Genomic DNA, 25517 nt, shown 5'->3' on the forward strand with positions numbered 1-25517 from the left:
CACCGCGAACAGCCTCAGGTCCGCGCTCCGGCCCACAGGCCCGCATGGTGGCCGCGCGTGAAGGCCTCTTCCAGCACCGAGTAGCCGGCCCAGTCGGAATGCGCGAACCACAGGCGGCGCGTGCCCGGCGTGGGCAGCAGGGCCACGCGCTCGCCGGCGCACTGCGCGCTGCGGCCCCGGTGGTGCGACTGCAGCGCCACCTGGCTGAGCAGTTGCTGGTCGCCAGGCCGGGGAATGGCCATGGCGTGGCCGTAGCGCGTGATCTCCATGCGCGTGGCCTTGTGCAGCAGGTCGGGATGGGGGACGAGCAGGCTGCCGGCGATGCGGTCCCGCCAGAAGCCGAAGGGCTGGCCCAGCAGTTGCGCGCGCCCGTCAGGCCAGTCGCCCAGCGCCTGGTAGTAACTGAGCACCGTGGGCCGGGGCGTGAGCCGGTCCAGGCCCTGGTGGCCCGCGTCCACGTAGCCCAGACCGCCCGCATTCGGATCGGCAAAGAGCACGTTGTCCCAGGCCGGATCGGCGCCGGGCCGGTCGGCCAGCGGCCGCTGCAGATGGATGTTGGCCACCAGCCAGGGCGCCCAGTCCAGCCGGCCCGCCACCGCGCGCAGGAAATCCGGCGCATCGCGTACCACGCGTGCCGCGATGAAGCTGGGCAGGGCCACCACGCAGCGCGCGGCCAGCCAGCGCTCGTGCTGCTGGCGGCCATGGTGGTAGACGTCGATCTCCACACCGTCGGCACCTTCCGCGATGGATAGCACGCTGCAATCCGTCTGCAGGTCGGTGGAGCCCAGCCCTGCCACCAGCTGCTGTGACAGCCAGCCATTGCCCTGGGGCCAGGTCAGCACGGCGTCGCCGGCGTCTTCGGCCGTGCGCTCGTCCTGGCGGCGCGGGGCCGAGAAGCCATGGCGGCTGGCGAAATAGTGAATGCCTGCCCAGGCCGATACGCGCGCCAGGCCCGCGCCAAAGTCGTCGCGGCAGCAGTACTCCAGATACCAGATCAGCTGCGCATCATCGATGCCCTGGCTGGTCAGCCATGCCTGCATGGTCTGGCCGTCCAGCGCGGCATGGGCGGCGGGCAGCCGGCCCTCGCGCTGCCAGACACGGATGGACGGCATGGCAAAGGCCGCCCTGTCCATCTCCTGGGCCACGCTGCGCGCAAAGAGTTCGTACTGCTCCAGCGTGCGCGGCGCCACGCCATCGACGGGCAGCAGGCCCTCATGCCAGGAGCCCTGCCAGAACAGGCGCTCCTGCGGGCTGTGGCACAGATGGCGCTCGTCGTACTGCCAGCGGCCCGCGCGGCGCTGGCGCAGGCCCAGGGCCTCCAGCCAGTCCTGCACCTCGGCCGCATCGTCGCCGGGCAGGGGCAGATAGTGGGCACCCAGCGGACAGGGCAGGCCCGCAATGCTGCCGCCCTGGCTGTTGCCGCCCATGGCCTGCTGCGTGTCCAGCAGGGCCACGCCCTGCACGCCCGCCAGCTCCAGTGCGCGCGCGGCGGCCAGGCCTGCCATGCCGCCGCCGGCAATCACCACCTTGGCACGGTGCACCACGGCCGGTGCCGGCAGCGCCAGGCCCTGGGCCAGCCGCTGCCAGAACGCGCGCAAGGCATGGCCGCGCTCCAGCGCCACGCCGCTGAATCCGCCGGGCAGGTCTTCAAGCCGCGGTGGCGTTGGCGTACAGCCGGACAGGCCCAGTCCCAGGGCCGCGCCGCCGGCCAGGCCCTGCAGCCATTGGCGCCGGCTCCACAGGGACGAGAGGCCGGTGCTCAACGCTCCACCCTGCCCCATTCGCGCTCGTAGGTGTTGACCAGCACCTGGTTGGACAGGCGGTTGACCTCGGCCGGAACGCGCGCCATGTCCAGCGGGAAGTCGAACATCAGCGCCATGGTCTGCGCGCTCAGAAAGCGCAGGCCCGCAGGCAGGGCATCGGGCTCGCGCCAAGGCCGGTGGCTGGCGATGACGAAGCCCCACTCGCCAAAGCTGGGCACATGGGCGTGGTAGGGCGTGGCCTGCAGGCCGATGGATTCGATGGTCTGCACCACGGTCCAGTAGCTCTTGCGCGCGATCAGGGGCGACGTGGTCTGCACCACGGCGTAGCCGCTGGCGGCCAGGCGCTTGTCCAGCAAGGCATAGAAGCTGTTGGTGAACAGCTTGCCGATGGCGAAATTGGTCGGGTCGGGGAAATCGACGATGACCACGTCGAAGGTATCGCCGCCCTGCTGCAGCCAGTGGAAGGCATCGGTATTGAGGATGTGCACGCGCGCATCGCTGAGCGCTTCGCCGTTGAGCCGGCGCAGCATGGCGTTGTCCTTGAACAGGTCCGTCATGGCCGGGTCCAGCTCCACCAGGGTGACCGACTCCACCGAGGGGTACTTGAGCACCTCGCGCACGGCCATGCCGTCGCCGCCGCCCAGCACGGCCACGCGCTTGGGCGCGCCATGCGCGGCCATCACGGGGTGGACCAGGGCCTCGTGGTAGCGGTACTCGTCGCTTTGCGCGAACTGCAGGTTGCCGTTGAGGTACAGCCGCGCGCCCTGGCGCCCCTGCGTCACCACGATGCGCTGGTAGGGCGAGCTGCTGGAGAGCACGATGCGGTCCTGGTAGAAATGGTCGTCGGCCAGGCGCGTCAGATGGTCGGCGCCCCAGATGCCCGTGCCCAACAGGGCCAGCACGGCCGCGCAGGCCAGGGCATGGGCGCGCGGGCGCCGCAGTTCATGGCGAAACAGCAGCAGTGCCCAGACCGCCACCGCCGCATTCATGAAGCCGAACAGCAGCCCCGTGCGCACCAGGCCCAGCTTGGGCACCAGCAGCAGCGGAAATGCCAGCGACACGGCCAGCGCGCCCAGGTAGTCGAAGGTCAGCACCTGGGACACCAGGTCCTTGAGCGTCACATTGCGCTTGAGGATGCGCATCACCAGCGGAATCTCCAGCCCCACCAGGGTGCCCACCACCAGCACCATGCCGTACAGCAGGAACCGGAACGCGCCGGGCGCGTAGGCATTGGCAATGAACAGCGTGGCCGGCAGCGCGCCGCCGACCAGGGCCACCATCAGCTCGATGCGCAGAAAGTGCGCGGGCAGATGGTCCTCGAAATAGCGCGACAGCCAGGAGCCTATGCCCATGGCGAACAGGTAGCTGCCGATGATGGTGGAGAACTGCAGGACCGAATCGCCCAGCAGATAGGAAGCCAGCGCACCCGCAGCCAGTTCGTAAAGCAGGCCGCAGGCCGCGATCACGAAGACGCTGACCAGCAGGGCGATGTCGATGGGACGCGCCGGCTGCGCGCCGGCAAGAGGGGCTGAGGTTTGCACGGCCGGTATTGTGCGCGATGCGCCCCTTCCCGCGTGCAACGGACACCGTGCAAAGCGGGAAGGAGCGCAGCGCCTCGGGCGCCGCCGTCAGAACTGGTAGTTGGCGCTGACCAGAACGCTGCGCGGTGCGCCTGGCATGGAGTTGGAGCGCCAGTACTGCTTGTCGAACAGGTTGGACAGCGCCACGGTCACCGTCCAGGCGTCCTGGCGCCAGCCCACCAGCGCATCCCAGCGCGAGTAGCCGGGCAGGATGGCCGTGTTGGCGGCGTTGGTGAAGCGGCTGCCCGTGTAGGTCACGCCGACTTCGCCGTACCAGGGTCCCTTGGGCGCATAGCGCAGGAACAGGTTGCCGTTGCGCTTTGCCGTGTCACGCAGGTACAGGCCCACGTTGACGGGGTTTTGCGCGTCTTCAGCCACCTTGGCCTCCATGAAGGCCACGCCGCCGCGCACATACCAGGAACTGGCCACGCGGCCGGCCGCGCTGAACTCGATGCCGCGCGAACGGTCCTTGCCCCGGATGGCCCAGGTGTAGGGATCGTTCTCGGGATCGGGGCGGTAGCGGATGTTGTACTTCTCCAGCTGGTAGACGGAGACCTGGGTGGACAGCGCGCCGCCCAGCCAGTCGCTCTTGACGCCGACCTCGGACTGGCGCGAGTACTGGGGCTCGTCGTCCGGCACCGCGCCCACGGCGGTTTCCACGGTCAGGATGCCGCGGCCGCCATAGGGCGAGTAGCTCTTGTTCCAGGACGCATAGAAGCTGTGCTCACGCACCGGCTGCCACACCACGCCCACGCGCGGGCTGAAGCCGTTGCCGTCGGTCTTGCGCGTGAGATTGGCGATCCTGTTGGTGCTCTGGAAGTCGTAGCTGTCGTAGCGCAGGCCCAGCAGCAGCTTCCACTGCTCGGTCAGGCTGACCAGGTCCTGCATGTACAGCGCCTGGCCCTTGCCCTTGTGATAGTTGTCCTGGGTCGGATTGCCCTGCACCGGACGGCTGGGCCAGACGATGGGCTGGAACGGGTCATAGGCGAAGGTGCTGCCGGGCTGGCCGACGCGCGGCGCGCGCTCTTCCTCGCTGGCCTCCAGGCCCACCAGCAGATCGTGCTTGATGCTGCCCGTGCTGAACTTGCCCGTCAGGTCCAGCGTGTTGGACAGCGTGGTGTTGCGGGTCTGCTGCCAGGCGTAGTTGGGCGTGATCTTGCCGGTCGCGGCGCGGTAGGTACCGGCGAAATAGTGGTCGAAGTCCTGGCTGGCCTCGCGCTTGCTGGCCACCCAGCGCAGGTTCCAGCGGTTGTTGAAGTCATAGGACAGGTCGGAGCGCAGCACGCGCAGGCGGTCTTCCACGTAGTCGCCCGGTGCCGCGAAGCCCTTGCGGATGGAAACGCCGGCTGGCAACTGGTCATAGACCGGACCGCGATCGGGCACGCGCCAGACGTTGTCATAGGTGTACTGGCCGGTCCAGCGCCATCCCGTGCGGGTGTCCACCAGGATGCTGGGCGAGACCATCTCGTTGCGGTTGCGTATGCCTTCGCGGAAGCTGTGGGCCTGCTCGCGGTCGGCCGTCAGGCGCACGGCCACGTTCTCGTTGAGCACGCGGTTGATGTCGATGGTGCCGCCCACGTTGTCCCAGGAGCCGCCACGCAGCGTGATGCTGCTCTTGGCGTCGAAGCGCGCCTGCTTGCTCACCATGTTGACCACGCCGCCGCCCGCGCTGCGGCCGTAGAGCACCGAGGCCGGTCCCTTGAGGATCTCGATGCGCTCCACATTGGCCGTGCTGCGGCGCACCTGGCCGCTTTCGCGCACGCCGTCGCGGTAGATGTCGCTCTCGTCGGCCTTGAAGCCGCGGATGTACACGCCCTCGCCGCGCATGTCGTAGGTGGTGTTCACGCCCGGCACGCCGTCCAGCATGGTGGCCAGGTCGTTGATGCCGTAGCTCTTGTATTTGTTGACCTCCAGCGTATCGATGGTCTGCGGGATGTCCTTGGGCGCCAGGTAGGTCTTGGTCGCCGTGGTCACGCCTTCGGGGCGCACGTCGTCAGGGTCGTACTGGGAGGCGTTGACCTGCAGCGTGGGCAGGGTGTGGGCCTGTTGAGGCTGCGTCTGCGTCTGTGCCGGATCGGCTGGAGCGGCATCCTGGGCATGGACCGCGCCCGCCAGCGCGGTGGTGATGATGCCAGCGGTCACACCCGCTGAAAGCCTTGCCCTGCGGGCAGCTTGATGGTCTGTCATGGAAACCCTCTCTTCGAATGAAGGGGGCGATTCTATTTAGAATGCAAACGAATATCATTTGCAAACTCACTATCAACAAGGAATTTGTTGCGACGCAGCAACGCCGCCATGCGCAGCGCAGCCGCACCTTTTCAGGCGGGCTGCGTGTCGGCGGGAGATGGGGAGTGCGGGGGGCCAGGCGGCCCCCGTTCAGTGGATGGCGGCAGCGACGATGATGCTGATGCCCAGGCACATGGCGGCCACCACCATGGCCAGCGCCTTGTTGTGCTTCTCGACGATCTCGGCCCACATGTCCACGGGCGTGATCTTGTCGATGATGATGAAGCACAGCCAGAACACCACCACGCCCACCAGCGCATAGAGGATCGAGCCGAAGAAGGCGGCGGGGTTGAACCAGTCTAAGTTCATGATCAGTTTCTCCGTTGTTTACTTGTGGCTGCCGCCCGAGGTGTAGCCACCCCAGGAGCCGCCGCTGCTGCGGGTGTAGCTGTTGCAGTTGGGATCGGTGTTCGGGTCGCAGTTCGGGCGCGACATGCAGCCGCGCAGCATGACGAACACCAGCCACAGGATGACCACGCCGATGACGATGGTCCACAGGCCGAAGCGGCTGCCCGACATCACGCCGACCTGCGAGCGGTCCCGCAGCTGCTTGAGGCCGAAGGCCGTGGCCAGCGTGGTGGCCGAGACGGCGCTGCCATGCGACCAGGTGGTCTCGCCGTTCTCGGTCTCGCTGGCCAGAAAGGCCTTGTTCTGCGCGCCTGCGCTCACATAGTCCACATTGCGCGTGGTCTGGCCGCGCTGCACGGGCCAGTAGAACTCGCCCAGCGCATAGGTGGTCTCGGCCGTATAGCGCGATTCAAGCTGATATTGCCGGCCCATGTACTTGGCCGTGCTGCGGTTCTTGGAGAGCTTGGGCACGCCCGTGGTCACGCGGGCCATGCTCCAGCCATCGGAGGAATCGACCAGGAAGGCGAAGCCGGCCTTCTGGCTGAACAGCAGGTATTCCTCCCAGCCAAAGCTCTCGTCGTCGCCGGCCTCCTCGCCCATGCGGTGCTGAAAGCCCACCACCTGCCATTGCAGGCCTTCCAATGCACCCTTGCTGCCCAGGGGGATGGCGGGGCGCACGGGCTCGTTCTGTTCGGCATAGGACAGTTCCTTGCCAATACCCTGGCTCAGGTCCACCAGCGATCCGCAACTGGGGCAGCTCAGGCTCTTGGTGGTGGTGAAGCGCACAGGCACCACGGCGCCGCACTTGGGGCAGTTGAAGTGCCGGCCCTGCTCGCTCTTGAGCGAGGCGCCGTCGCGAAGGCCCTGCAGCCTGAGGTCGTCCAGCACCACGCGTTCGCCCAGGCTCAGCGCAGGCGGCTGCGACGAGAAGTCCACGGACAGGACCTGGCCCTGCTCGCTGCGCAGCTCCACCAGCCGGTACGGCGTGCCGGGCTCGGGCAGCTGCGCCAGCTCGCCCTGGGCCGATACCAGCCGCGCGTTCTGCACGCTGCTGACCGTGAAGCTCTTGCCGCCCAGCACGCGCTGCGAGCCCAGCAGCCAGTCGGAGGCCTTGAACGGCCCGTTGCGCAGGGCCTCGGCCTCCCAGGGCCAGGACCAGACGAACTGGCCGTTGTCCTCGCTCAGGAAGCCCAGCGCACCATCGCTGAACGCGGCCACCCATTCGCTCCAGGCGCCCGCCTCGCTCTTGAGCTGCAGCCGCCCGACCAGGGTGAAGTGCTCGGGCTTGCCGTTGCGCAGCATCTGGCCCGTGGCGCCGATGCGCAGGGGGCTGTAGTCCTCGAAGACCTCGGCCATGGAGCCGCGGCGCTGCAGCACATCGCCCTGGCGCACCACGGTGCTGCGGCAGAACTCGCAGACGGCGTAGCTGGCCTGGGCGCTGGAAAATTCCACGGGCGCGCCGCAACCGGGGCAAGGTGCGCGGTAGACGCGCTGCGATGGACTCGATGCCATGTGGGAAGGTCGTCAGTGGTGAGAGGGCCTGGAGCGCAGCTGGCCGGCCACGCCATTCACGCAAGCTGCGCCCGTGGAGCGCAGCGCGGCGGCGGCGGTCAATGCGGCTTGCCCTTGCCAGTGCCGGGCTTGGCTGGCGCAGTGGCGGCGTCGGCCTTCTTGCTGCCCAGCCTGGATTCCTTGCCGGCCATCAGGCGCTGGATGTTCTCGCGGTGGCGCCAGATCAGCAGGGCCGCCATGGCGACGATGGCGGCGGCAATCGGCGTCTCGGCATACCAGACCACGCCACTGCACAGGAGGTAGTAGACGGGGGCGAACACGGAGGCCACCAGGGCAGCCAGCGAGGAATAGCGGAAGAACACGGCAATGATCAGCCAGGTCAGCGCCACCGCCAGGCCCAGCCAGACGCTGATGCCAAGCAGCACGCCCAGGGCCGTGGCCACGCCCTTGCCGCCCTTGAAGCGGAAGAACACCGGGTACAGGTGGCCCAGGAAGGCGGCCAGCGCCACCATGGCCACCGTGCCGTCGCCCAGGCCGAAGCGGCTGCCGAACCATTGCACCAGGGCCACGGGCAGCCAGCCCTTGGCGGCGTCCAGCAACAGGGTCACGGCTGCGGCCGCCTTGCTGCCGGAACGCAGCACATTGGTGGCGCCGGGGTTGCCGCTGCCGTAGGTGCGCGGATCATTCAGGCCCATGGCCCGGCTGACGATGACGGCGAACGACAGCGAGCCGATCAGGTAGGCCGCCACGGTGGCGAGAAGGGGGTAGAGCGCGTTCAATTGAAGTCCTTGGCCGGTCTGTGGAGCGCCGGCGCGCGATCCGGCCGGCCATGATGGCCCGCCCTCCCTGATCGCCGACACATGTTTTTCATCAGGACCTGCGCGAACCCGGTGGAGGCGGCGGCCGCCTTCCCGTGTGCGCAAGTCCTGTTCATTTCTTCAGGGCATCTATTCTGCCAGCGCGCAGTGCACGGGCCGTGCATCCAGCAGTTGCACGCAGACCTGCGGGTCCAGCTGCACCAGAAAGCCCCGGCGCCCGCCGTTGATGGCGATGCGCGGCAGCGCCAGGATGCTCTCTTCGATATAGACCGGCATGTCGCGGCGCGTGCCGAAGGGCGAGGTGCCGCCGACCAGGTAGCCGCTGTGGCGGTTGGCGACTTCGGGCTTGCAGGGCTCCACGCTCTTGGCGCCGATCTGCCGTGCCAGGTTCTTGGTGGAGACCTTGCAGTCGCCGTGCATGAGCACGATCAGCGGCCTGGCGTCCTGGTCCTGCATCACCAGGGTCTTGACCACCATGTGCTCGTCCAGGCCCAGGCTGGCCGCGCTGTGCTCGGTGCCGCCGTGTTCCAGGTACTCATAAGGGTGCTCGGTGAACTCCACCTTGTGGGCGCGCAGCAGCTGCGTGGCCGGTGTTTCGCTGACATGAGAGTTTTTCTTGGACATGAATTTTTTATCGTTTTACAATAAATTTTTATCGATTCATCAATACAAGGCTGTGCCATGAACTATACGCCCCACGCCGCGGGCAACGCCCTGAGGCGCCACTCCCAGGCGGCGCGCATCCTGATTGCGCTCGGTGCCGTCGCGCTGCTGGCCCTGCCGGCAGCCGCCCTGCTGTCGCCGCAAGATCTTTCGGGCCAGGCGGAAGGCCTGCTGGGCATGCCGCCCGGCCAGCCGCTGGACATGGCTGCGCGCTGGCGCACCGCACTGGTCAGCCTGCTGCCCGTGGGCTGCGGCCTGTATGCGCTGCGCCAGTTGTGGACACTGTTCGGCGAGTACCTGCAGGGCCGTGTCTTCGGCCAGCAGGCGCAGCACGCCCTGATGCGCTTTGCCTGGACGGTGCTGGCGGGCGCGCTGGCCCTGCCCTTCACGCGCGCGCTGATGTCGGTGGCGGCCAGCATGGGCAATCCGCCAGGGCAGCGCTTCGTCACGCTGGGCCTGTACTGGCACGATGGCCTGCTGGTGCTGCTCGGCGTGGTGCTGGTCTCCATCGCCCATGTGATGCTGCAGGCGCGGCGCATCGCCGACGAGAACGCGGGATTCGTCTGAGCATGCCCATCATCGTCCACCTCGATGTGATGCTGGCGCGCCGCAAGATGCGTTCGCGCGAACTGGCCGAGATGGTCGGCATCACCGAACAGAATATTTCCCTGCTCAAGAGCGGCAAGGTGCGCGGCGTGCGCTTCGACACACTGGAGCGCATCTGCGAGGCACTGCAGTGCCAGCCCGGCGACCTGCTGGAATGGGTGGCAGGGCCCGAGGCTTGAGCAGCGGACGGCTGCGGCTGATCGCGGGCCTGCTGCTGTCGCTGCTGCTTCATGGGGCGCTGCTGTGGCAGGGTCTGGCCCCGGACAATGCGCGGCCCGGCACCGGGCAGGCCGAGGCCCACCGCCTTCAGGTGGTCTGGGTCGAGACGCCGATGCCGATGCCGACGCCGACGCCGACGCCGGCCCCCTCTCCTGCTCCAGCGGCTGCCCGGCCCGGACCGGCGCCTGCGTCCGCGCCTGCGCGACGGCCGGACACCGCCGCCGTCGCACCGCCTTCAAGGCAAGGCGCAGGGGCCACAAAGGCCACGGAGGAAGCCGCAACAGCCGCCGCGCCGCAAGCGCCTGTGGCCGCCGACACCGAGGCCGTCCCGGACACCGCGCGCAGCGCCTGGGCCATGGGCCGCCTGCTGGACTCGGCCGCAGGCCGCGAGGCCGTGCAGTCGGCGGCCCGGCAGGGCCTGGTCAGGCCCCAGATCCCTGCGCAGCGCGAGGACCCGCTGGCCAGCGGCATGCGCGAGGCCGCCCAGGGCGACTGCATGAAGGGCGAGTTCAAGGGCGGCGGCATGGGCCTGCTGAGCCTGCCCATGCTGGCGGCTGCTGCGCTCAAGGGCGAGTGCAGCCGCTGAAGGCGCAGGGCCTAGGCCTATTGCGCAGGGTCGCGCACTTCCCAGCGGATGGCGTCGATGGCCGAAAGCAGTTCGGGCGACAGTTGTGTGCCCCAGGCGTTCAGGTCCTCATCGAGCTGGGCCACCGAGGTCACGCCGATGATGGTGCTGGCCACCTGCCACTTGGTGTAGCAAAACGCCAGCGCCAGCTGCGTGGGCGTCATGCCGTGCTCGCGCGCCAGCGCGTTGTAGCGGCGCGCGGCAGCCAGGGCTTCGGGCCGCCCCCAGCGCTGCTTGCGCACGGACTCGTAGCGCGCAATGCGTGCGGCCTGCGGCGCAGCGGGATCGGTGGGCGCATGCACGTCGAACTTGCCCGTGAGCAGGCCGAAGGCCAGCGGCGAATAGGCCAGCAGCGAGACACCCAGGCGGTGGCAGCTTTCGTCCATGCCGTTTTCCCAGCTGCGGTTGAGCAGGCAGTAGGCGTTCTGCACCGAGGCCACGCGCGGCAGGCCGTGCTGCTCGGCCAGGCGCACGAATTCGTGCACGCCCCAGGGCGTTTCATTGGACAGGCCGATCTGGCGCACCTTGCCTTCCCGGACCAGACGGCCGAGCGCCTCGAGCTGCTCGTGGATGCCGGTCTGCGAGCTTTCCTTGGACGGGTCGTAGTACAGCTGGCCGAAGGCCGGCACGTTGCGCTCGGGCCAGTGGATCTGGTAGAGGTCGATCACGTCCGTGCCCAGGCGGCGCAGGCTGCCTTCGCAGGAGGCGGCGATGTCGGCCGCCGTCATGCCCTTGCCGTCACGCACCCAGGGCATGCCCCGCGAAGGACCGGCCACCTTGGTGGCCAGCACGACCTTGGCGCGCGCGCCGGGGCGCTGGGCGAACCAGCGGCCGATGATGGTTTCGGTGGCGCCGCAGGTTTCGGCGCGTGCGGGCACGGCATACATCTCGGCCGTGTCGAAGAAGTCCACGCCGCGCTCCAGCGCGCGGTCCATGATGGCAAAGGCCTCGGCCTCGCCGACCTGCTCGCCGAACGTCATGGTGCCCAGGCAGATGGGGCTGACTTGCAATGCGCTTTGACCGAGCGCCACCGGTTGCATCGAGGGGGAATTCATGGGCACCGAGTGTAGGGCCGTCCGTGTTTACCCTGACGACAGCGCGCCCACCCGGCCAGGGCCGGACGGGCGCGCTGCGTCCGTCGGGATCAGGCGCCCTGCGGTGCCTCGGCCCGCAGCACGCCGCGGTTGATCTGGTCGCGCTCCATGGACTCGAACAGGGCCTTGAAATTGCCTTCGCCGAAGCCCTCGCGGTAGTTGCCCTTGCGCTCGATGAACTCGAAGAACACGGGGCCCAGCATGGGCTGGGAGAAGATCTGCAGCAGCAGGCGCGGCTGGCCGCCCTCGGTCGTGCCGTCCAGCAGGATGCCGCGCGCCTGCAGCTCGCCCACGGGCTGGCCGTGGCCGGGCAGGCGGCCTTCCAGGTTCTGGTAGTAGATGTCGTTGGGCGCGGTCAGCAGCGGAATGCCGGCCATCTGCAGCTGGTCGATGGAGTCCAGCAGGTTGTCCGTCAGCAGCGCGATGTGCTGGATGCCCTCGCCGTTGAACTGCATGAGGAACTCCTCGATCTGGCCGCCGCCCTGGCGCGATTCCTCGTTCAGCGGAATGCGGATCAGGCCGTCGGGCGCCGTCATGGCCTTGGAGGCCAGGCCGGTGTACTCGCCCGAGATGTCGAAGTAGCGGATCTCGCGGAAATTGAACAGCTTGCTGTAGAAGTCCGCCCAGTAGGTCATGCGGCCGCGGTAGACGTTGTGCGTCAGGTGGTCCACCACGTGGAAGCCGTGGCCCTTGGGGTTGCGGTCCACGCCGGGCAGGAACTCGAAGTCGATGTCGTAGATGGACTTGCCTTCGTCGAAGCGGTCGATCAGGTACAGCGGCGCGCCGCCGATGCCCTTGATGGCCGGCAGGCGCAATTCCATGGGGCCGGTGGGAATTTCCACGGGCTGCGCGCCCAGCTCCAGCGCACGCTTGTAGGCTTGGTGCGCGTCCTTGACGCGGAAGGCCAGGCCGCAGGCCGAGGCGCCGTGCTCGGCCGCGAAATAGGCGGCCTGACCCGGCTCATTGTTGATGATGAAGTTGATGCCTCCCTGGCGGTACAGCAGCACGTTCTTGGAACGGTGCTTGGCCACCAGGGTGAAGCCCAGCTTCTCGAACAGCGGCTCCAGCACGCCGGGCGCGGGCGACGCGAATTCCACGAATTCGAAGCCCATCAGGCCCATCGGGTTGTCGAACAGGTCTGCCATGGTTGGTTCTCCTTGAAGGTTTCAACGGGGGATGTGCGCGGGTTCCAGTACGGATTCCAGCACAGGCGTGGGACGTTGGCGGAACACGAGGCGATAGGCCCCGTAGACCACCAGGACCCAGATCGGAATGGCCAGCGCGGAGGACCGCACCGACGGTGTCAGCAGCATCACGCCCACCACCAGGGCCATGGCAGCCAGGCAGATGGCGTTGGTCAGCGGCGCGGCCGGTGCGGGAAAGCCCAGCACGGTCTTGCGCGCCACATGCGCCCGGCGAAAGCGCCAGTGCGCCACGATGATGATGGTCCAGGTGATCACCAGGGCCGCCACGATCAGCGACATCAGCAACTCCAGCACGCCGGCCGGCGCCACATAGTTCAGCACGATGGCCAGCGCCGTGAAGATGGCCGGATAGACGATGGCCCGCACCGGCACGCCGCGGCGGTTGACCTGCATCAGCGAGCGCGGCGCATTGCCTTCGCTGGCCATGCCGTACAGCAGGCGGCTGTTGCTGTAGACCATGCTGTTGTAGACCGACAGCGTGGCCGTGAGGATCACGAAGTTCAGCAGGTGGGCGGCAGTGTTCTCGCCCAGGCCCGAGAACACCAGCACGAAGGGGCTGCTGCTGTAGGTGTCGCCGCCGGCCTTGAGCTGGCCCAGCAGGTCGGTCCAGGGCATCAGCGACATCAGCACGGCCATGGAGCCGATGTAGAACACCAGCACGCGGTAGATGAGCTGGTTCACGGCCTTGGGGATGACGGTGCGCGGCTGGTCGGTCTCGGCCGCCGCGAAGCCCAGCATCTCCACGCCGCCGAAGGCGAACATGATGAAGGCGAAGGCCATCACCAGGCCTGAGAAGCCGTTGGGAAAGAAGCCGCCGTGCGTCCACAGGTTGCGCACGGTCTGCTCGGGCCGGTCGGCGTTGGCCAGCAGATACACGCCCGCAGCGATCATGGCCAGCACGGCCGCGATCTTGATCAGCGCGAACCAGAATTCGAACTCGCCATAGGCCTTGACGTTGATGAAGTTCACGCCGTTGATCAGCACGAAGAACACCGCCGCCGTCACCCAGGTGGGTATGCCGGGCCACCAGAACTGGATGAACTTGCCTGCGGCCGTCAGCTCCAGCATGCCCACGAGCACATACAGCGCCACACAGTTCCAGCCCGCCAGAAAGCCCGCGAAGCGGCCCAGGTAGCGGTTGGCGAAATAGCTGAACGAGCCCGCGTTGGGTTCCTCGACCAGCATCTCGCCCAGGAAACGCATGATGAAAAAGATGATCAGCCCGCCAATGGCGTAGCCGAGCAGCACGGACGGGCCGGCCAGCTCGATGATGCCGGCCGAGCCCAGGAACAGGCCCGTGCCAATGGTGCCGCCCAGCGCGATGAGCTGGATATGGCGGTTCTTGAGCCTGCGCTCCAGATGGCCCTGCGAAGAAGAACTGTGCATCAAGGGGGTGCTCCGGCTCTCAGCAAGGCGCGCGGCGGCGCAGGGGTTGGAACACTTCGGTGGTCTTCACGGCAATGTCTCCTCGTGGGGTGCCTGTTGGAATGCGGGGCCTTGTGCGCCCCTTGTTGATGGGTATCAACTATAAAAAACAATAAATTATTATTTCTTGTAATTTATCCCTATGGACAAGCCCAAAAAGAAGGAGTAGCGAGGGCGATCGACGCATTGCCGCCCGCCATGCCGCACTGCGGCAACGGTTGAACGCCCGCAACAAACAAAAACAATCTACTATTATTTTTTTGCCCTCTGGAGCCCAGAACATGACGACGTCCGCCACGCAGCGGCGCGCACGCACGCCGCAGACCGAGCGTGTGGAGACAACGCAACGCAAGATCATCGACTCCGCCCTGGCGCTGCTGCGCGAGGGCGGCTTCAAGAGCGCCACGCTGCAGGCCATCGCGCGCGGCGCCGATGTGTCGCTGGGCGCGCTGCAGCACCACTTCGAGAGCCGCGATGCGCTGATGGAGCGGCTGGTCATCGAGGTCATGGAGCCACTGAGCGACCAGGGCACGGTCTGGCCCGACAAGGCCCTGCCCCTGCGCGAACGCGCACAGACCTTCGTCACCCTGGCCTGGGACAACATCTTCGGTGCGGCCAACTACCAGGCGGCCTGGAGCATGTTCTTCGGCTGCAAGGCCTCCCCCTCGCTGTTCGACCGCGTGGACGCGCGCCGGGTACATGTGGACAGCGTGTTCTATACCCGCTTCCTGGACGTCTTCCCCGAGATCGCGGCCCACCATCCCCGCCCCCAGGGCTTTGCGGCCATGGCCTTCGCCATCCTGCGCGGCACCGGCGTGCTGGAGCTGTTCGAGGTGGGCGAGCAGGAACGCCAGGGCAGCCTCGATGCGCTGGTCGAGGCCATCGTCCAGGCAGGCACCCCTCAGGCCGGCGGCGGCGGCGGCGCCTGAACCTCGGTCAGTCCCCAGACCCTGCGCAGCTGCGACAGCGTGGCCACCAGGGCCGGGTCGTGCTCGGCCTCGCGCGGGTGGATGAAGCCCAGCTGCGCCGACACGCGCGCATGCGGCCAGATGGCCACGCAGCCATGCTCGGCCGCGGCCAGGGCGCGGTCCTCGCGCAGCAGCGCCAGGCCCAGGCCGGCGCGCACCAGGCTCTCGGGCGCGGCGGCGGCATCGCTTTCCACGATCTGATTGGGGCTCAGCCCCTGGCGGGCGAACAGCGCCAGCAGCAGGGCCTGCTCATGGTGCTGCGCGGGTGCGCCGATCCAGGGCAGTTGCGCCAGGTCCTTCCAGCCCGATTGCAGGACGCGTTCGCGCAGCGCGGGCGGCGCCGCCACGCGGTAGTGCAGTGTCTGCAGCACCAGGGCGCCCAGGTCGCGCGGCATGTGGGCGCCGATGTAGAACGCGCCCTGCAGGCCGCCGGCCGCGACCTGCGCGCGCAACTCCTCGGCCCAGCCCTGGCGTGTCTTGATGTCCAGCAGCGGCAGCGCCTCCACCAGGCCGTGCAGCAGCGAGCCCAGGCGCAGCGCCTCGGGGTCGGCCACCGTGCCCAGCAGCAGCTGGCCGGTGATCTCGCCCTGCAGCTCGCGGGCCTGGCCCTGCAGGCGTCCTGCCGCATCCAGCACCTGCCGGGCGGGCTCCATCAGGGCCTCGCCGGCCCGCGTGAGGCTGATGCGGCCCGGGCGCCGGTCGAACAGCGCCACGCCCAGCTCTTCCTCCAGCGCCTTGATCTGGGCCGTGATGGCGGGCTGGGTCAGGTGCAGGGCCTCGGCCGTGCGCGTGACGCTGCCCAGCGTGGCCGCCGTGACGTAGGCGCGCAGCTGATACATCTCCATGGGCGGCCAGCCTAGCGCAGGCGCCAGGGCCTGCGGCCCGGGCAGGCCCGGGTTTCAGGGAACATCCCTAGCCGTCTCATCGTTCACTCATCGAGGTAGCGCAGCTGCGTGGGCTCGATGCCCAGGCGCACCGGCATGCCCATGGGAAACATGGCAATGCCCGCGTAATGCGCCTGGTCGGCGACCACGGCCACCTCGCCCACGCGCACGCGGTAGCGCGAGAACTCGCCCAGGAATTCGGCGCTCTCGATCTGCCCTTCCACCCACACGCGCGAGGCATCGCCCGCATCGTCGCGCACCGCAATCTGCACCTGGTGCGGCCGGAAGGCCAGCGCCGCGCGCCCCGGCACGGGCGGCTGGGCCGGGCGCGGCAGGGTCAGCGTGCCCAGGCCCGGCACCTTGAAGACCAGCGACTCGCCTATCGTCGGCAGCACCTCGCCCTCCAGCACATTGGCCGTGCCGACAAAGCCCGCCACGAAGCGGTTGGCCGGATAGTCGTACAGCCCCGCCGCCGAGCCCACCTGCTGCAGCACGCCCTTGTCCAGCACGGCCATGCGGTCGGCCGTGGTCATGGCCTCTTCCTGGTCGTGGGTGACGAAGATGGTGGTCAGGCCCAGCTTGCGCTGCAGGCTGCGCAGTTCCTCGCGCATCTGCACGCGCAGCTGCTTGTCGAGGTTGGACAGCGGCTCGTCCAGCAGCAGCAGCTTGGGCGCGATCACCACGGTGCGCGCCAGCGCCACGCGCTGCTGCTGCCCGCCCGACAGCTGGCCCGGGCGGCGTTGCGCGTACTGCGACAGGCCCACCAGCTCCAGCACCTCGCCCACCTTGCGGCGGATGGTGTCGCGGCTTTCGCGGCGCTCGACCAGGCCGAAGGCCACGTTGTCGTACACCGTCATGTGCGGCCACAGCGCATAGTTCTGGAACACCATGCCGATGTTGCGCGCATGCGGCGGCACCCCCGTGATGTCCTGCCCGCCCACCAGCAGCTCGCCGCGCTGGTGCCGGTTGAAGCCCGCGATCAGCCGCAGCAGCGTGGACTTGCCCGAGCCCGAAGGCCCCAGCAGCGCGAAGAACTCGCCGGGCTCGATCTTGAGGTTGACGTCGCGCAGCACTTCGTTGCTGCCGTAGCTCAGGCTGATGTGCCTGCATTCGAGGGAGACAGGGTCCAGGTGCATGGCGGTTCACTCCGAAGTCGATTGCACGGTGGCGCGCGAGCGCTCCACGAAGCGGTGCGAGAAATACGTGCCCAGGCCGACCACGACCACGGCCAGCACGCCCAATGCCGCACCGGGCCCGCGCCCCGAGATGCTTTGCATGTACAGGTAGATGCCGTAGCTCATGGGCGCCTGGCTCTGGGCCGAGGCCAGCATGATGGTGGCCGACAGCTCCACCGCCGCCGTGATGAAGCTGGTGACGAAGCCGGCCAGGATGCCGCCGGCCATCAGCGGCACCATCACGCGCCGTATCACGCTGGTGCGGCCCGCGCCCAGGCTTTGCGCGGCCTCCTCCAGCGAGATGTGCACCTGCTGCAGCGCCGCCATGCACGAGCGCAGCGCATACGGCAGCCGCCGCACCGCATAGGCCAGCATGATCAGCACCCAGGTCGTGACGATGGGCGTATCGGTGAAGGGCAGGTTCACGCCCTTGAACAGCCGCAGGTAGCCGATGGCCAGCACCAGCCCCGGAATCGCCAGCGCCACCGAGGCCAGGTAGTCCAGCCACTGCCGGGCAGGCAGCCGGGTGCGCAGGATCAGGTAGGCGATGGCGGTGCCGATCACCACGTCGATGCCCGCCGCCATCAGGCAGTACAGCAGCGTGTTGCCGATCATGTAGCCCGAGTCGGTGAACACCGTGGCGTAGTGCTCCAGCGTATAGCTGTCGGGCAGCACCGAAAAGCTCCAGACCTTGGAGAACGACATCAGCAAGATGCCGATGTGCGGCGCCAGCACCACCAGCAGCACCAGGGCGATCCAGCCATAAGCCAGCAGCGCCTCCCAGGCCGACAGCCGGCGCTTTTGCAGCGCGCTGCCGCCCTTTTGCAGCGTGGCGTAGTCCTTGCCCTTCATCACCCGCGCGGCCAGCCACAGGGCGACGATGGAGAACGCGATCATGATCACGCTGATCACATAGCCCAGCGGATCATCGAGCCCCACCGAGGTGATGCGCAGATAGGCCTGGGGCGCCAGCATATTGGTCACGCCCATCACCAGCGGCGTGCCCAGGTCGTCGAACACCTTGACGAACACCAGGGCCGCGCCCGCCAGGTAGCCGGGCATGGCCAGCGGAAAGATCACGCGCCGGAACAGCCGGAAGCCGCGCGAGCCCAGGTTCAGCGCCGACTCCTCCATGGCCCCGTCGATATTGCGCATGGCCGCCACGAGGTTGAGCAGGATGAACGGGAAGTAGTGGATGCTCTCCACGAAGATCACGCCCGTCAGCCCCTCCATGATGGGCACGGTGAAGCCGAACCAGTCGTCCAGCAGCAGGTTGACCGAGCCGCTGCGTCCGAAGATCAGCTGCAGCGCCACCGCCCCCACGAAGGGCGGCATGATCAGCGGCAGCACGCCCAGCGTCTGTATCAGCAGCGCGCCCCGGAACTCGAAGCGCACGGTCAGGTAGGCCAGCGGCACGGCGATCAGGCTGGCGAAGAACACGCTGGCCAGGGACACGCCCAGGCTGTTGAAGAACGACTCGCGGAAGACGGTCTGGCCGAAGAAATTGCCGAAGTGCCCCAGCGTGAGCCCGCCGCCTTCATTGACGAAGGCGGTGTAGACCACCATGCCCACGGGCACGATGAGAAAGGCCAGCAAAAAGGCCAGGATCAGCGCGAAGGCCAGCCACGGCCCCCAGCCCGACGGAATGCGCCGTGCGCGCGCAGCAAGGGGGGCGGCGCCGGGCGCCGCCATGGAATCGATGCTCATGCGAATGCTCCGCAGCGAAAGAGACTGTCAAGGGGAGTGCATGCAGGCGCCCGGTGCCGGGCCCCTGCGCCACCTACCGGGCCAGGCCGCGCGCCTCGGCCGCCAGCTTGGCCGCGCGCTCGTAGTTGGCACGCGCCTTGTCGGCCCACATCTGCTCCAGGCCCGTCAGCTCCTTGGACACGGCCACATCGCGCCGGCTCTTGCGGAACAGCTCCAGAAACTGCTCGTCCTTCACATTGGCTTCGCCCACCAGCGGCGAGTAGGCGATGTCGCGCGCCTGCGCCAGCAGCTCCTGCCCCTTGGCATTGGGCTTGGCCTGCAGGGCCTTGTGCGCCTCCTGGATGGCGCGCGTGGCCGCCTGCAGCTCCTTGAGGCGGAAGGTCACCATCTGGTCGAACAGGCTGATCACCACGGCATAGCGCGACTCGGACAGGTTGGCATCGAACTGCACCTTGGCGCGCTGCGCCACCTCCTGCGGCACGGGGTAGCCGGCCGGCGCCTTGAGCTGGCTGTAGGGCAGGATGGGCAGGCGGCTGATCTTGGGGTCGAACAGCAGCTGCTGGCCCGGCACCGACATGGTGAAGGCCATGAACTTGCGCGCCTCATCGGCATTCTTGGCGCCCGCGATCAGCGCGATGTTGGCCGGCACCACGGCCGTCATCGCCGGGTAGGCGAAGTCCACCGGAAAGCCCGAGTACTTGCCCGCCAGCCCGAAGAAATCGATCACGATGCCTATGCCGTACTGGCCGTTGTTCACGCCATCGGGCACGGCAAAGCTGCGGTCGGTCACGGCGGCGGCATTGCCCATCATGGACAGCAGCTGGCGCCAGCCCTTGTCCCAGCCCTCGCCCTGCAGGATGGTTTCCACCGTCAGCTGCGTGGTGCCCGAGCGCGAGGGCGAGGAGATGGCGATGTGGCCGAAGTACTCGGGCCGCGTCAGATCGCTCCACTCCTTGGGCGCCGCCAGCTTGTGCGCCTTCAGGTAGCGCGTGTTCCACATGATTCCGTAGCCTGCCAGCGCCTGGCCGTAGTACAGGCCCTGCGGGTCGTTGAGCGGGTAGTTGCCGATCTTGGCGGGCGCGGCCGGATTGCGCGTCTCGGGCGCGGCGGTCAGCAGCTTGTTGCGCGCCAGCACCTCGAAGGCATCAGGGGCGCTGGCCCACATGATGTCGGGCCGCTGGCCCTCGGGCAGCTCGCGCACATAGGCCACGGCGGCCGTGGTGTTCTTGTTCAGGATCTCGATCTTGATCCCCGGATTGGCCGCCTCGAAGGCCTTCTGGTAGGCCGTGGTCAGCTCCTTGGGAAACGAGGTCAGCACCGTCACCGTGCCGGCCTGCGCCGCCATGGCGGCGCCCCACAATCCTGCGGCCATGGCGGCCGTCAGCCATCTGCGTTGCTGCATTGCTGTCTCCTTCGGGTTGTTGTGCGGTCGATCTGCAACCCACTGTAGGCAGCGCCGGCCCTGCCGGCCAATCATTGTTTCTGATGCCGTGCATCAGCGGCGGCGGCGCTCGGGTTACTACCTGCGGGTCTGCCGCCACAGGGAAATCCCGCGCAACCGCTGTCCCGCCCCTGACTGCTGCACAGCAGCAAACCGGAATAATCGGCGGGATGCTGCAAGCCCCCTCTTCCCTCTCTGCCACGGCCGCTGAAGAAGCGCCCATCTACGCTCCCACACGCCCCTGGCGCTCGCGCATGGTGCCGGTGCGCACCATGGAGTACCACGTGCGGGAGTGGGGGCCCGTGGATGGCGATCCCGCCCTGGCGCCGCTGGTGCTGGTGCACGGCTGGATGGATGTGGCGGCCTCCTACCAGTTCGTGGTCGATGCCTTTGGCGAGGCCTTCATGGCGGGGCGCCGCATCATTGCGCCGGACTGGCGCGGCTTCGGCCTGAGCCGGCCGGCCTGGCCTGCCGACCGGCATGACTTTGCCGACTACCTGGGCGACCTGGACCACCTGCTGGACACCCTGGTGGGCGATACGCCCGTGGACCTGGTGGGCCACAGCATGGGCGGCAACGTGTCCATGATGTACGCGGGCGCGCGGCCTGCGCGCATACGCCGGCTGGTCAATCTGGAGGGCTTCGGCATGCCGGCCACCCGGCCCGACCAGGCGCCTGCGCGCTATGCGCAGTGGATGGACGAGCTGCGCCAGCTGCGCAGCGGCGGCATGGAGCTCAAGAGCTATGACAGCGTGCAGGACGTGGCGCGCAGGCTGATGAAGACCAACCGCCGCCTGCCCGGGGACAAGGCGCTGTGGCTGGCCCACCACTGGGCGGCGCCCAATGCGCAGGGCCGCTGGGAAATCCTGGGCGACACGGCGCACAAGCTCATCAGCGCGCAGCTGTTCCGCGTGGAAGAAATCCTGGCCCTGTACCGGGCGATCACGGCGCCGGTACTGGCCGTCGAGGCCAGCGACGACAGCCTGGGCATGTGGTGGAAGGACCGCTACACGCTGGCCGAGTACCACGAGCGCATCGGGCAGATAGCCGACTGCCGCACGGCCGTGGTCCAGGACGCCGGCCATATGCTGCACCACGACCAGCCGGCGGACGTGGCCGGGCTGATCGAGCAATTCCTCAGCACCTGAGTCCTGCGCGCGCCGCTGCTGCAGCCTAATGCAACCTACTGCAACCTACTGCGGCCGCAGCATCATGGAATGGCGCCAGCGCGCGGGCGCCATCTGCAGCGGCCGGTAGCGGCCGTCGGCCCATTCGGCAGACATGTCCGCATAGCGGCTGGACAGGGCCACGCCGCTTTGTCCGGTCTGGTAGATGAACAGCGAGCGCTCGGGCTCGGCCAGGTCGTAGATGGCGCGCAGGGATGCCGCATGGCGGTTGGCGAACGGCGCCCTGGCATCACCGGGCAGGTACTGTCCCACGTTGACGGTGTAGCTGTCACCGCCCGAAGGCACGCTGACATTGAAGATGCCTGCCAGCAGCCCCACGCTGCCCAGCGGCCGATGGCTGCTCAGGGCCGCATGCGCCGTACCCCAGCGCCAGCGGCCCAGGTCGCTGCCCTGCATGGACTGCAGGCGCACCAGCGCCCGGTCCAGCGCCTGGCTGACCTGGGCACTGCAGCCTGCAGCCGCGCACCACCAGCCGTCGCGGCGTTCCAGCATGCCTTCGATGCCTGCGCGGTAGTCGCGCTTGCCATAGGTGGCCGCAAAGGTCTGTGCGCCAATGCGCGGGATCACCAGGCCGCGCGTCAGCTCGTCCACCCAGGCGGCAAAGATCAGGGGCGCGGCCTGCGCAGCGTCCATGCGGCCGTCGAACTGCGCCATCACCCGGCGCGCCTGCGTGGCCAGCGGGTGTGTGCCGGGCGCTTCGTCCAGGGCCTTGAGCATTAGCGGCAGCAGGGCGCGGGCGGCCAGCGAGGTCTGGTCGTTCTGGATGGAGGCCATGCTGACCATGTCGTGCCTGTCCTTCGCCTCGATGAGCTCGGAGATGCGGCGGTGCCGGTACGGCAGGCTCCAGTCCTGGGTGAGGAAGTGGGCATAGCCCTCGCGCGTGATGCGCTGGTTGGCGGTGGCCAGATAGCCCAGCGCCGTTCCATCGTCCTGCGGTGCCTGGTCGTAGGGCAGCCAGCCCTGCCAGTCGTAGCGTGCCTCCCAGCCCGGCGCGGGCGCCACGCCGCACAGGTCGTTGTCGGCCGCCCGCAGCGGCACCCGGCCTGCGGCCTTGAAGCCGATGGCGCCATGCACATCGGCCGCGACGATGCTCTGCATGGGCGAGTGGTAGTCGGCAAAGGCCTCGAACAGCTGGGCCACGCTGCGCGCCTCGTTGGCCCGCAGGCCCGCCTGCACGGTGAGGTTGTCGGTGTCCAGCGCCGCCCAGCGCAGGGCCACGGCGTAGCGGCGCTTGTCGAGCACGGCCTCGTACTGGGGCTGCACATCGCTGATCACGGGGCCGTGGCGCGTGCTGCGCAGCGTGAGCTGCACATCGGCCCGGCCCTTGACCCTGATGCGCTCGCTGCGCTCGGTGAAAGGCGCCCAGCCGTCCGGCGTGCGGTAGCGGCCCGGGTTGCCTGGATCGATCTGCTCCAGGTACAGATCCTGCACATCGGGATTCGTGTTGGTAAAGCCCCAGGCCACCTCGCGCGTGCGCCCCAGCACCACGAAGGGCAGGCCCGGCAGGGTGGCCCCCACCACGTCGATGGGCGACAGCGGCGTGCCGTCCTGCGCCTGGCCGGCGGGCGACTGCAGGCGCGCGTAGTACCAGATGGCAGGCGCGCTCAGGCCCAGATGGGGATCGTTGGCCAGCAGGGGCTTGCCGCTGGCCGTGCGGCTGCCCGACAGCACCCAGTTGTTGCTGCCCTTGCCGTCGTTGGTGCCCGCATCGCGCACCATGTCGCGGGACCAGCGGGCCCAGGCATCGCTCGCCTCGCCGGCGGCAGCCACCTTGGGCGCAGACGCAGTCTGTGCCTCCTGGCGGTACACGCCCAGGCCCCGGTAGAGGGCCGCAAGGTCGGTGGAGGTGGCCGGCGCCTCGCCGGGATAAGGCGGCATCAGCTGCCACAGCTGCTGTGTGTCCAGTTGCGAGAGCGCGGCCAGCCGCGCGAATTCGTTGCCCCAGTTGCCGCCCAGGTCCAGCGCCATCATCAGCGCCCAGCCCACGCTGTCCTCGGGCGCCCAGGCCGAGTTGTCGCCGCCGCCCGGCGACGTGTCCAGCAGCATGAACTCGGGCACCTGCGGGTGCTGGCGCATGGGCAGCGCCGCATAGAAGGCCGCGATGCCTTCGCTGTAGGCCTGCAGCGCCTCGCGCGCGTTGGCGGGCAGGGATGCGTACTGGCGCCGCGCCGCGCCGCGTATGTCCAGCGCGCGCATGAGCTTGTCGGTGTCCAGCGTGGCCGGGCCGAGGATCTCGGACAGCGTGCCATGCATCAGGCGGCGGTTGAACTCCAGCTGCCAGCCGCGTTCCTGCGCATGCACATGGCCCAGCGCGCGCCACAGGTCCTGCGGCGAGAAGGCGCTGATATGGGTGATGTCGGCATCATCGCGCCGCACGCGCACGGGCTGCTCCAGCCCGGCCAGCGTGAGCTGTCCGTCAAGCACCGGCTGCACGCGCACGGCATAGATGGCCAGCGCGCTGCCGGCCAGCAGGGCCGAGCCGACCACCGCCACGGCGCCCACACCCCACCACCGCGAGTTCAGGATTCGCATGATTCCCATTCTTTTCCCCACCCTCTGCTTTTTTCGTATCGTAGTGTTGCAGTTTGTAGCATATGCGCGCGCGACATGCTCACATTGCTCACGACAGAAAGCCGCGCCTGCAGGGCGCAGGCTTCAGGCGACAATCACTGCCGGCCCTGCGCGCATGGATGCAGGGCAACCGACAGAAACAGGAAGTACGTGGAATGTGGCCTTTCAGCCTCTTGAAGAAGCTCACCCAGGACCCGCCCGTGGGCCAGCCCCGTGGTGACTACATCGGCTGCTACCTGCTGGGCACCGAGGCGCCGGGCCAGGCCGGCGTCAGCTATGTCTCGCTGGCCACCACGCGCGAGCAGCTGGAGGCCGACGCTCGCGCCTACCTTGAAGGCTTCGTGCGCGACCACCCCGAAGCGGCCGACACCGACCTGTCCGCCATCCGCTCCCTGCTGGAGAACCTGCCCCAGCGCCTGGACGCCCACCTGTCCGGCGACACGCGCGTGCCGCTGGCCGAGCAAGGCGGCACCGTGCTCTTCCTGCGCACCGGCATGCGCGCCCGCCGCAAGGAAAACGGCCGGTATCTCGAATAGCAGTCAGCCCCCACCGCCACCGTACAGAGCCTCAAAAACTGGCGCGGCCAAGAACAAGGGACAGCGAGCAAGGGCCTACGCCGGCCGCGCCGCCCCGCAGCGAGGCTGTAGTCCCCCCCCCGGCGAAGCGAGAGGGGGAAGGCGCGCAGCGCCTCAGGGGGAGTTCTGCTTGTGCACGTCTTGCCAGCGCAGCATGTCGGTCACGCGCTCGGCCTTGTCGGCATCGAAGCCCAGGCGCTCCACCCGCTCGGCCGGATTGGCCCAGGTGCCGAACAGCAGGTCCCAGACAGGCAGGCCGTAGTTCTGCGCATGGTGGCCGTACTGGTGGTGCACGGTGTGCATCTCGGGCCGCTGCACGATGTATCCCAGCCAGCGCGGCGTGCGGATGTCGGCATGCAGGAACAGGTCGAACGCCCCCGTGAGGCCGATGGCGAAGGCAGCCGCCAGCGGGCTGGCCCCCAGCACCCAGTAGCTGGACAGCGCGCTCAGCAGCACGGCGGCGGCCGTGTCCATGGGATGGGCGAAAAACGCCGTGAGCGCCTCCACACGCGGCGCGCTGTGGTGCAGCTGGTGGAACAGGCGCCACAGCGTGTCCGACCGGTGCGTGGCGCGGTGCCACCAGTAAAAGACAAAGCTGGTCAGCACAAAGCTCAGCGCGCCCACGGCCCAGGCCGGCCATTGCCGGCCCACGTCCAGCAACGCATGGCGGCGGATGCTGTCCGAGAACAGATGGCCTACCGCCAAGGTGGTGGCCAGCGTGCCCAGGCCCAGCAGCGTGGACAGGATCAGCCAGCGCCGGTCGCAATGGTTGCGCGAGGCCGGCGCGATCACCTCGCGCGTGAAGATGCCGACGAACATCAGCGCCAGCAGCGGGTAGGCCGCGAACTCCCACATCTGCAGCATG

22 protein-coding genes are annotated in these 25517 nt (G+C 68.3%); 6 read left to right on the forward strand and 16 right to left on the reverse strand.

Annotation, left to right across the window (positions count from 1 at the left end):
* Positions 1 to 14: 14 nt before the first annotated feature.
* The 7 genes from JHD82_RS07570 to ybaK form a co-directional block, all read right to left on the reverse strand.
* Positions 15 to 1781, reverse strand: a complete 1767-nt coding sequence (locus JHD82_RS07570; protein WP_199135876.1) for an FAD-dependent oxidoreductase — start codon at positions 1779 to 1781, stop codon at positions 15 to 17.
* Positions 1760 to 3304, reverse strand: a complete 1545-nt coding sequence (locus JHD82_RS07575) for a polyamine aminopropyltransferase (RefSeq protein ID WP_034395892.1) — start codon at positions 3302 to 3304, stop codon at positions 1760 to 1762. Before JHD82_RS07575 ends, JHD82_RS07570 begins: the two co-directional genes overlap by 22 nt.
* A gap of 87 nt (positions 3305 to 3391) precedes the next feature.
* Positions 3392 to 5530 carry a TonB-dependent siderophore receptor gene (locus JHD82_RS07580; protein ID WP_199135877.1) on the reverse strand — a complete coding sequence of 713 codons (2139 nt, stop codon included), beginning with the start codon at positions 5528 to 5530 and terminating at the stop codon, positions 3392 to 3394.
* Between the two features lie 189 nt (positions 5531 to 5719).
* The gene (locus JHD82_RS07585; protein ID WP_199135878.1) at positions 5720 to 5938 is read right to left on the reverse strand and encodes a DUF350 domain-containing protein; all 219 of its coding nucleotides are present in this window, start codon (positions 5936 to 5938) and stop codon (positions 5720 to 5722) included.
* A gap of 18 nt (positions 5939 to 5956) precedes the next feature.
* Positions 5957 to 7489 (reverse strand): DUF4178 domain-containing protein, encoded by a 1533-nt coding sequence (locus tag JHD82_RS07590; RefSeq protein WP_199135879.1) that lies wholly within the window; start codon positions 7487 to 7489, stop codon positions 5957 to 5959.
* Between the two features lie 98 nt (positions 7490 to 7587).
* Entirely contained in the window at positions 7588 to 8268 is a 681-nt protein-coding gene (plsY, locus tag JHD82_RS07595; RefSeq protein WP_012206588.1) for a glycerol-3-phosphate 1-O-acyltransferase PlsY, read from the reverse strand.
* A gap of 168 nt (positions 8269 to 8436) precedes the next feature.
* Positions 8437 to 8931, reverse strand: coding sequence for a Cys-tRNA(Pro) deacylase (gene ybaK / locus JHD82_RS07600; RefSeq protein ID WP_012206589.1), 495 nt, complete (start codon positions 8929 to 8931; stop codon positions 8437 to 8439).
* A 57-nt stretch (positions 8932 to 8988) separates the two neighbouring features.
* Here ybaK and JHD82_RS07605 point away from each other — a divergent pair, with 57 nt between their 5' ends.
* From JHD82_RS07605 to JHD82_RS07615, 3 genes are read left to right on the forward strand one after another with little or no spacing between them, the layout of a single operon-like run.
* Positions 8989 to 9537 carry a DUF2975 domain-containing protein gene (locus JHD82_RS07605; RefSeq protein ID WP_013801571.1) on the forward strand — a complete coding sequence of 183 codons (549 nt, stop codon included), beginning with the start codon at positions 8989 to 8991 and terminating at the stop codon, positions 9535 to 9537.
* A 2-nt stretch (positions 9538 to 9539) separates the two neighbouring features.
* Positions 9540 to 9755 (forward strand): helix-turn-helix transcriptional regulator, encoded by a 216-nt coding sequence (locus JHD82_RS07610; RefSeq protein WP_013801570.1) that lies wholly within the window; start codon positions 9540 to 9542, stop codon positions 9753 to 9755.
* On the forward strand, positions 9752 to 10381 hold the full coding sequence (locus tag JHD82_RS07615; RefSeq protein ID WP_199135880.1) for a hypothetical protein: 630 nt from the start codon (positions 9752 to 9754) through the stop codon (positions 10379 to 10381). The genes JHD82_RS07610 and JHD82_RS07615 overlap by 4 nt, the downstream gene beginning before the upstream one ends.
* A 17-nt stretch (positions 10382 to 10398) precedes the next feature.
* On the opposite strand, the gene JHD82_RS07620 is transcribed toward JHD82_RS07615, so the two are convergent.
* The 3 genes from JHD82_RS07620 to JHD82_RS07630 form a co-directional block, all read right to left on the reverse strand.
* Complete coding sequence (locus JHD82_RS07620) at positions 10399 to 11460, reverse strand: aldo/keto reductase (RefSeq protein WP_199135891.1); 1062 nt, start codon at positions 11458 to 11460, stop codon at positions 10399 to 10401.
* Between the two features lie 104 nt (positions 11461 to 11564).
* Positions 11565 to 12659, reverse strand: a complete 1095-nt coding sequence (gene hppD, locus JHD82_RS07625) for a 4-hydroxyphenylpyruvate dioxygenase (protein ID WP_199135881.1) — start codon at positions 12657 to 12659, stop codon at positions 11565 to 11567.
* Between the two features lie 21 nt (positions 12660 to 12680).
* Entirely contained in the window at positions 12681 to 14105 is a 1425-nt protein-coding gene (locus JHD82_RS07630; protein ID WP_097201753.1) for an amino acid permease, read from the reverse strand.
* Between the two features lie 320 nt (positions 14106 to 14425).
* On the opposite strand from JHD82_RS07630, the gene JHD82_RS07635 reads away from it, so the two are divergent.
* Entirely contained in the window at positions 14426 to 15073 is a 648-nt protein-coding gene (locus tag JHD82_RS07635) for a TetR/AcrR family transcriptional regulator (RefSeq protein ID WP_199135882.1), read from the forward strand.
* Here the strand turns inward: JHD82_RS07635 and JHD82_RS07640 are convergent.
* From JHD82_RS07640 to JHD82_RS07655, 4 genes are all read right to left on the reverse strand, one after another.
* Positions 15046 to 15957, reverse strand: a complete 912-nt coding sequence (locus JHD82_RS07640; RefSeq protein WP_199135883.1) for a LysR family transcriptional regulator — start codon at positions 15955 to 15957, stop codon at positions 15046 to 15048. The two genes, JHD82_RS07635 and JHD82_RS07640, sit on opposite strands and share 28 nt — an antisense overlap.
* Positions 15958 to 16040: 83 nt before the next feature.
* On the reverse strand, positions 16041 to 17132 hold the full coding sequence (locus JHD82_RS07645) for an ABC transporter ATP-binding protein (protein ID WP_012206598.1): 1092 nt from the start codon (positions 17130 to 17132) through the stop codon (positions 16041 to 16043).
* 6 nt (positions 17133 to 17138) lie between these two features.
* Positions 17139 to 18878, reverse strand: coding sequence for an iron ABC transporter permease (locus JHD82_RS07650; protein ID WP_012206599.1), 1740 nt, complete (start codon positions 18876 to 18878; stop codon positions 17139 to 17141).
* Between the two features lie 73 nt (positions 18879 to 18951).
* Positions 18952 to 20280, reverse strand: coding sequence for an ABC transporter substrate-binding protein (locus JHD82_RS07655; protein ID WP_016451409.1), 1329 nt, complete (start codon positions 20278 to 20280; stop codon positions 18952 to 18954).
* A gap of 209 nt (positions 20281 to 20489) precedes the next feature.
* Between JHD82_RS07655 and JHD82_RS07660 the strand changes: the two genes are divergently transcribed.
* Positions 20490 to 21467, forward strand: coding sequence for an alpha/beta fold hydrolase (locus tag JHD82_RS07660; RefSeq protein WP_199135884.1), 978 nt, complete (start codon positions 20490 to 20492; stop codon positions 21465 to 21467).
* Positions 21468 to 21512: 45 nt separating this feature from the next.
* On the opposite strand, the gene JHD82_RS07665 is transcribed toward JHD82_RS07660, so the two are convergent.
* Positions 21513 to 24047: a penicillin acylase family protein gene (locus tag JHD82_RS07665; protein ID WP_199135885.1), complete on the reverse strand. Its 2535-nt coding sequence runs from the start codon at positions 24045 to 24047 to the stop codon at positions 21513 to 21515.
* Between the two features lie 185 nt (positions 24048 to 24232).
* Here JHD82_RS07665 and JHD82_RS07670 point away from each other — a divergent pair, with 185 nt between their 5' ends.
* Positions 24233 to 24613 carry a hypothetical protein gene (locus tag JHD82_RS07670; protein WP_012206605.1) on the forward strand — a complete coding sequence of 127 codons (381 nt, stop codon included), beginning with the start codon at positions 24233 to 24235 and terminating at the stop codon, positions 24611 to 24613.
* Positions 24614 to 24766: 153 nt separating this feature from the next.
* Here JHD82_RS07670 and JHD82_RS07675 read toward each other — a convergent pair whose 3' ends face one another.
* On the reverse strand, positions 24767 to 25516 hold the full coding sequence (locus JHD82_RS07675; RefSeq protein WP_013801557.1) for a sterol desaturase family protein: 750 nt from the start codon (positions 25514 to 25516) through the stop codon (positions 24767 to 24769).
* Between the last annotated feature and the right edge of the window lies 1 nt (position 25517).

This window comes from Delftia sp. ASV31 (genome assembly GCF_016428765.1).
GTDB lineage: Bacteria > Pseudomonadota > Gammaproteobacteria > Burkholderiales > Burkholderiaceae_C > Comamonas > Comamonas acidovorans.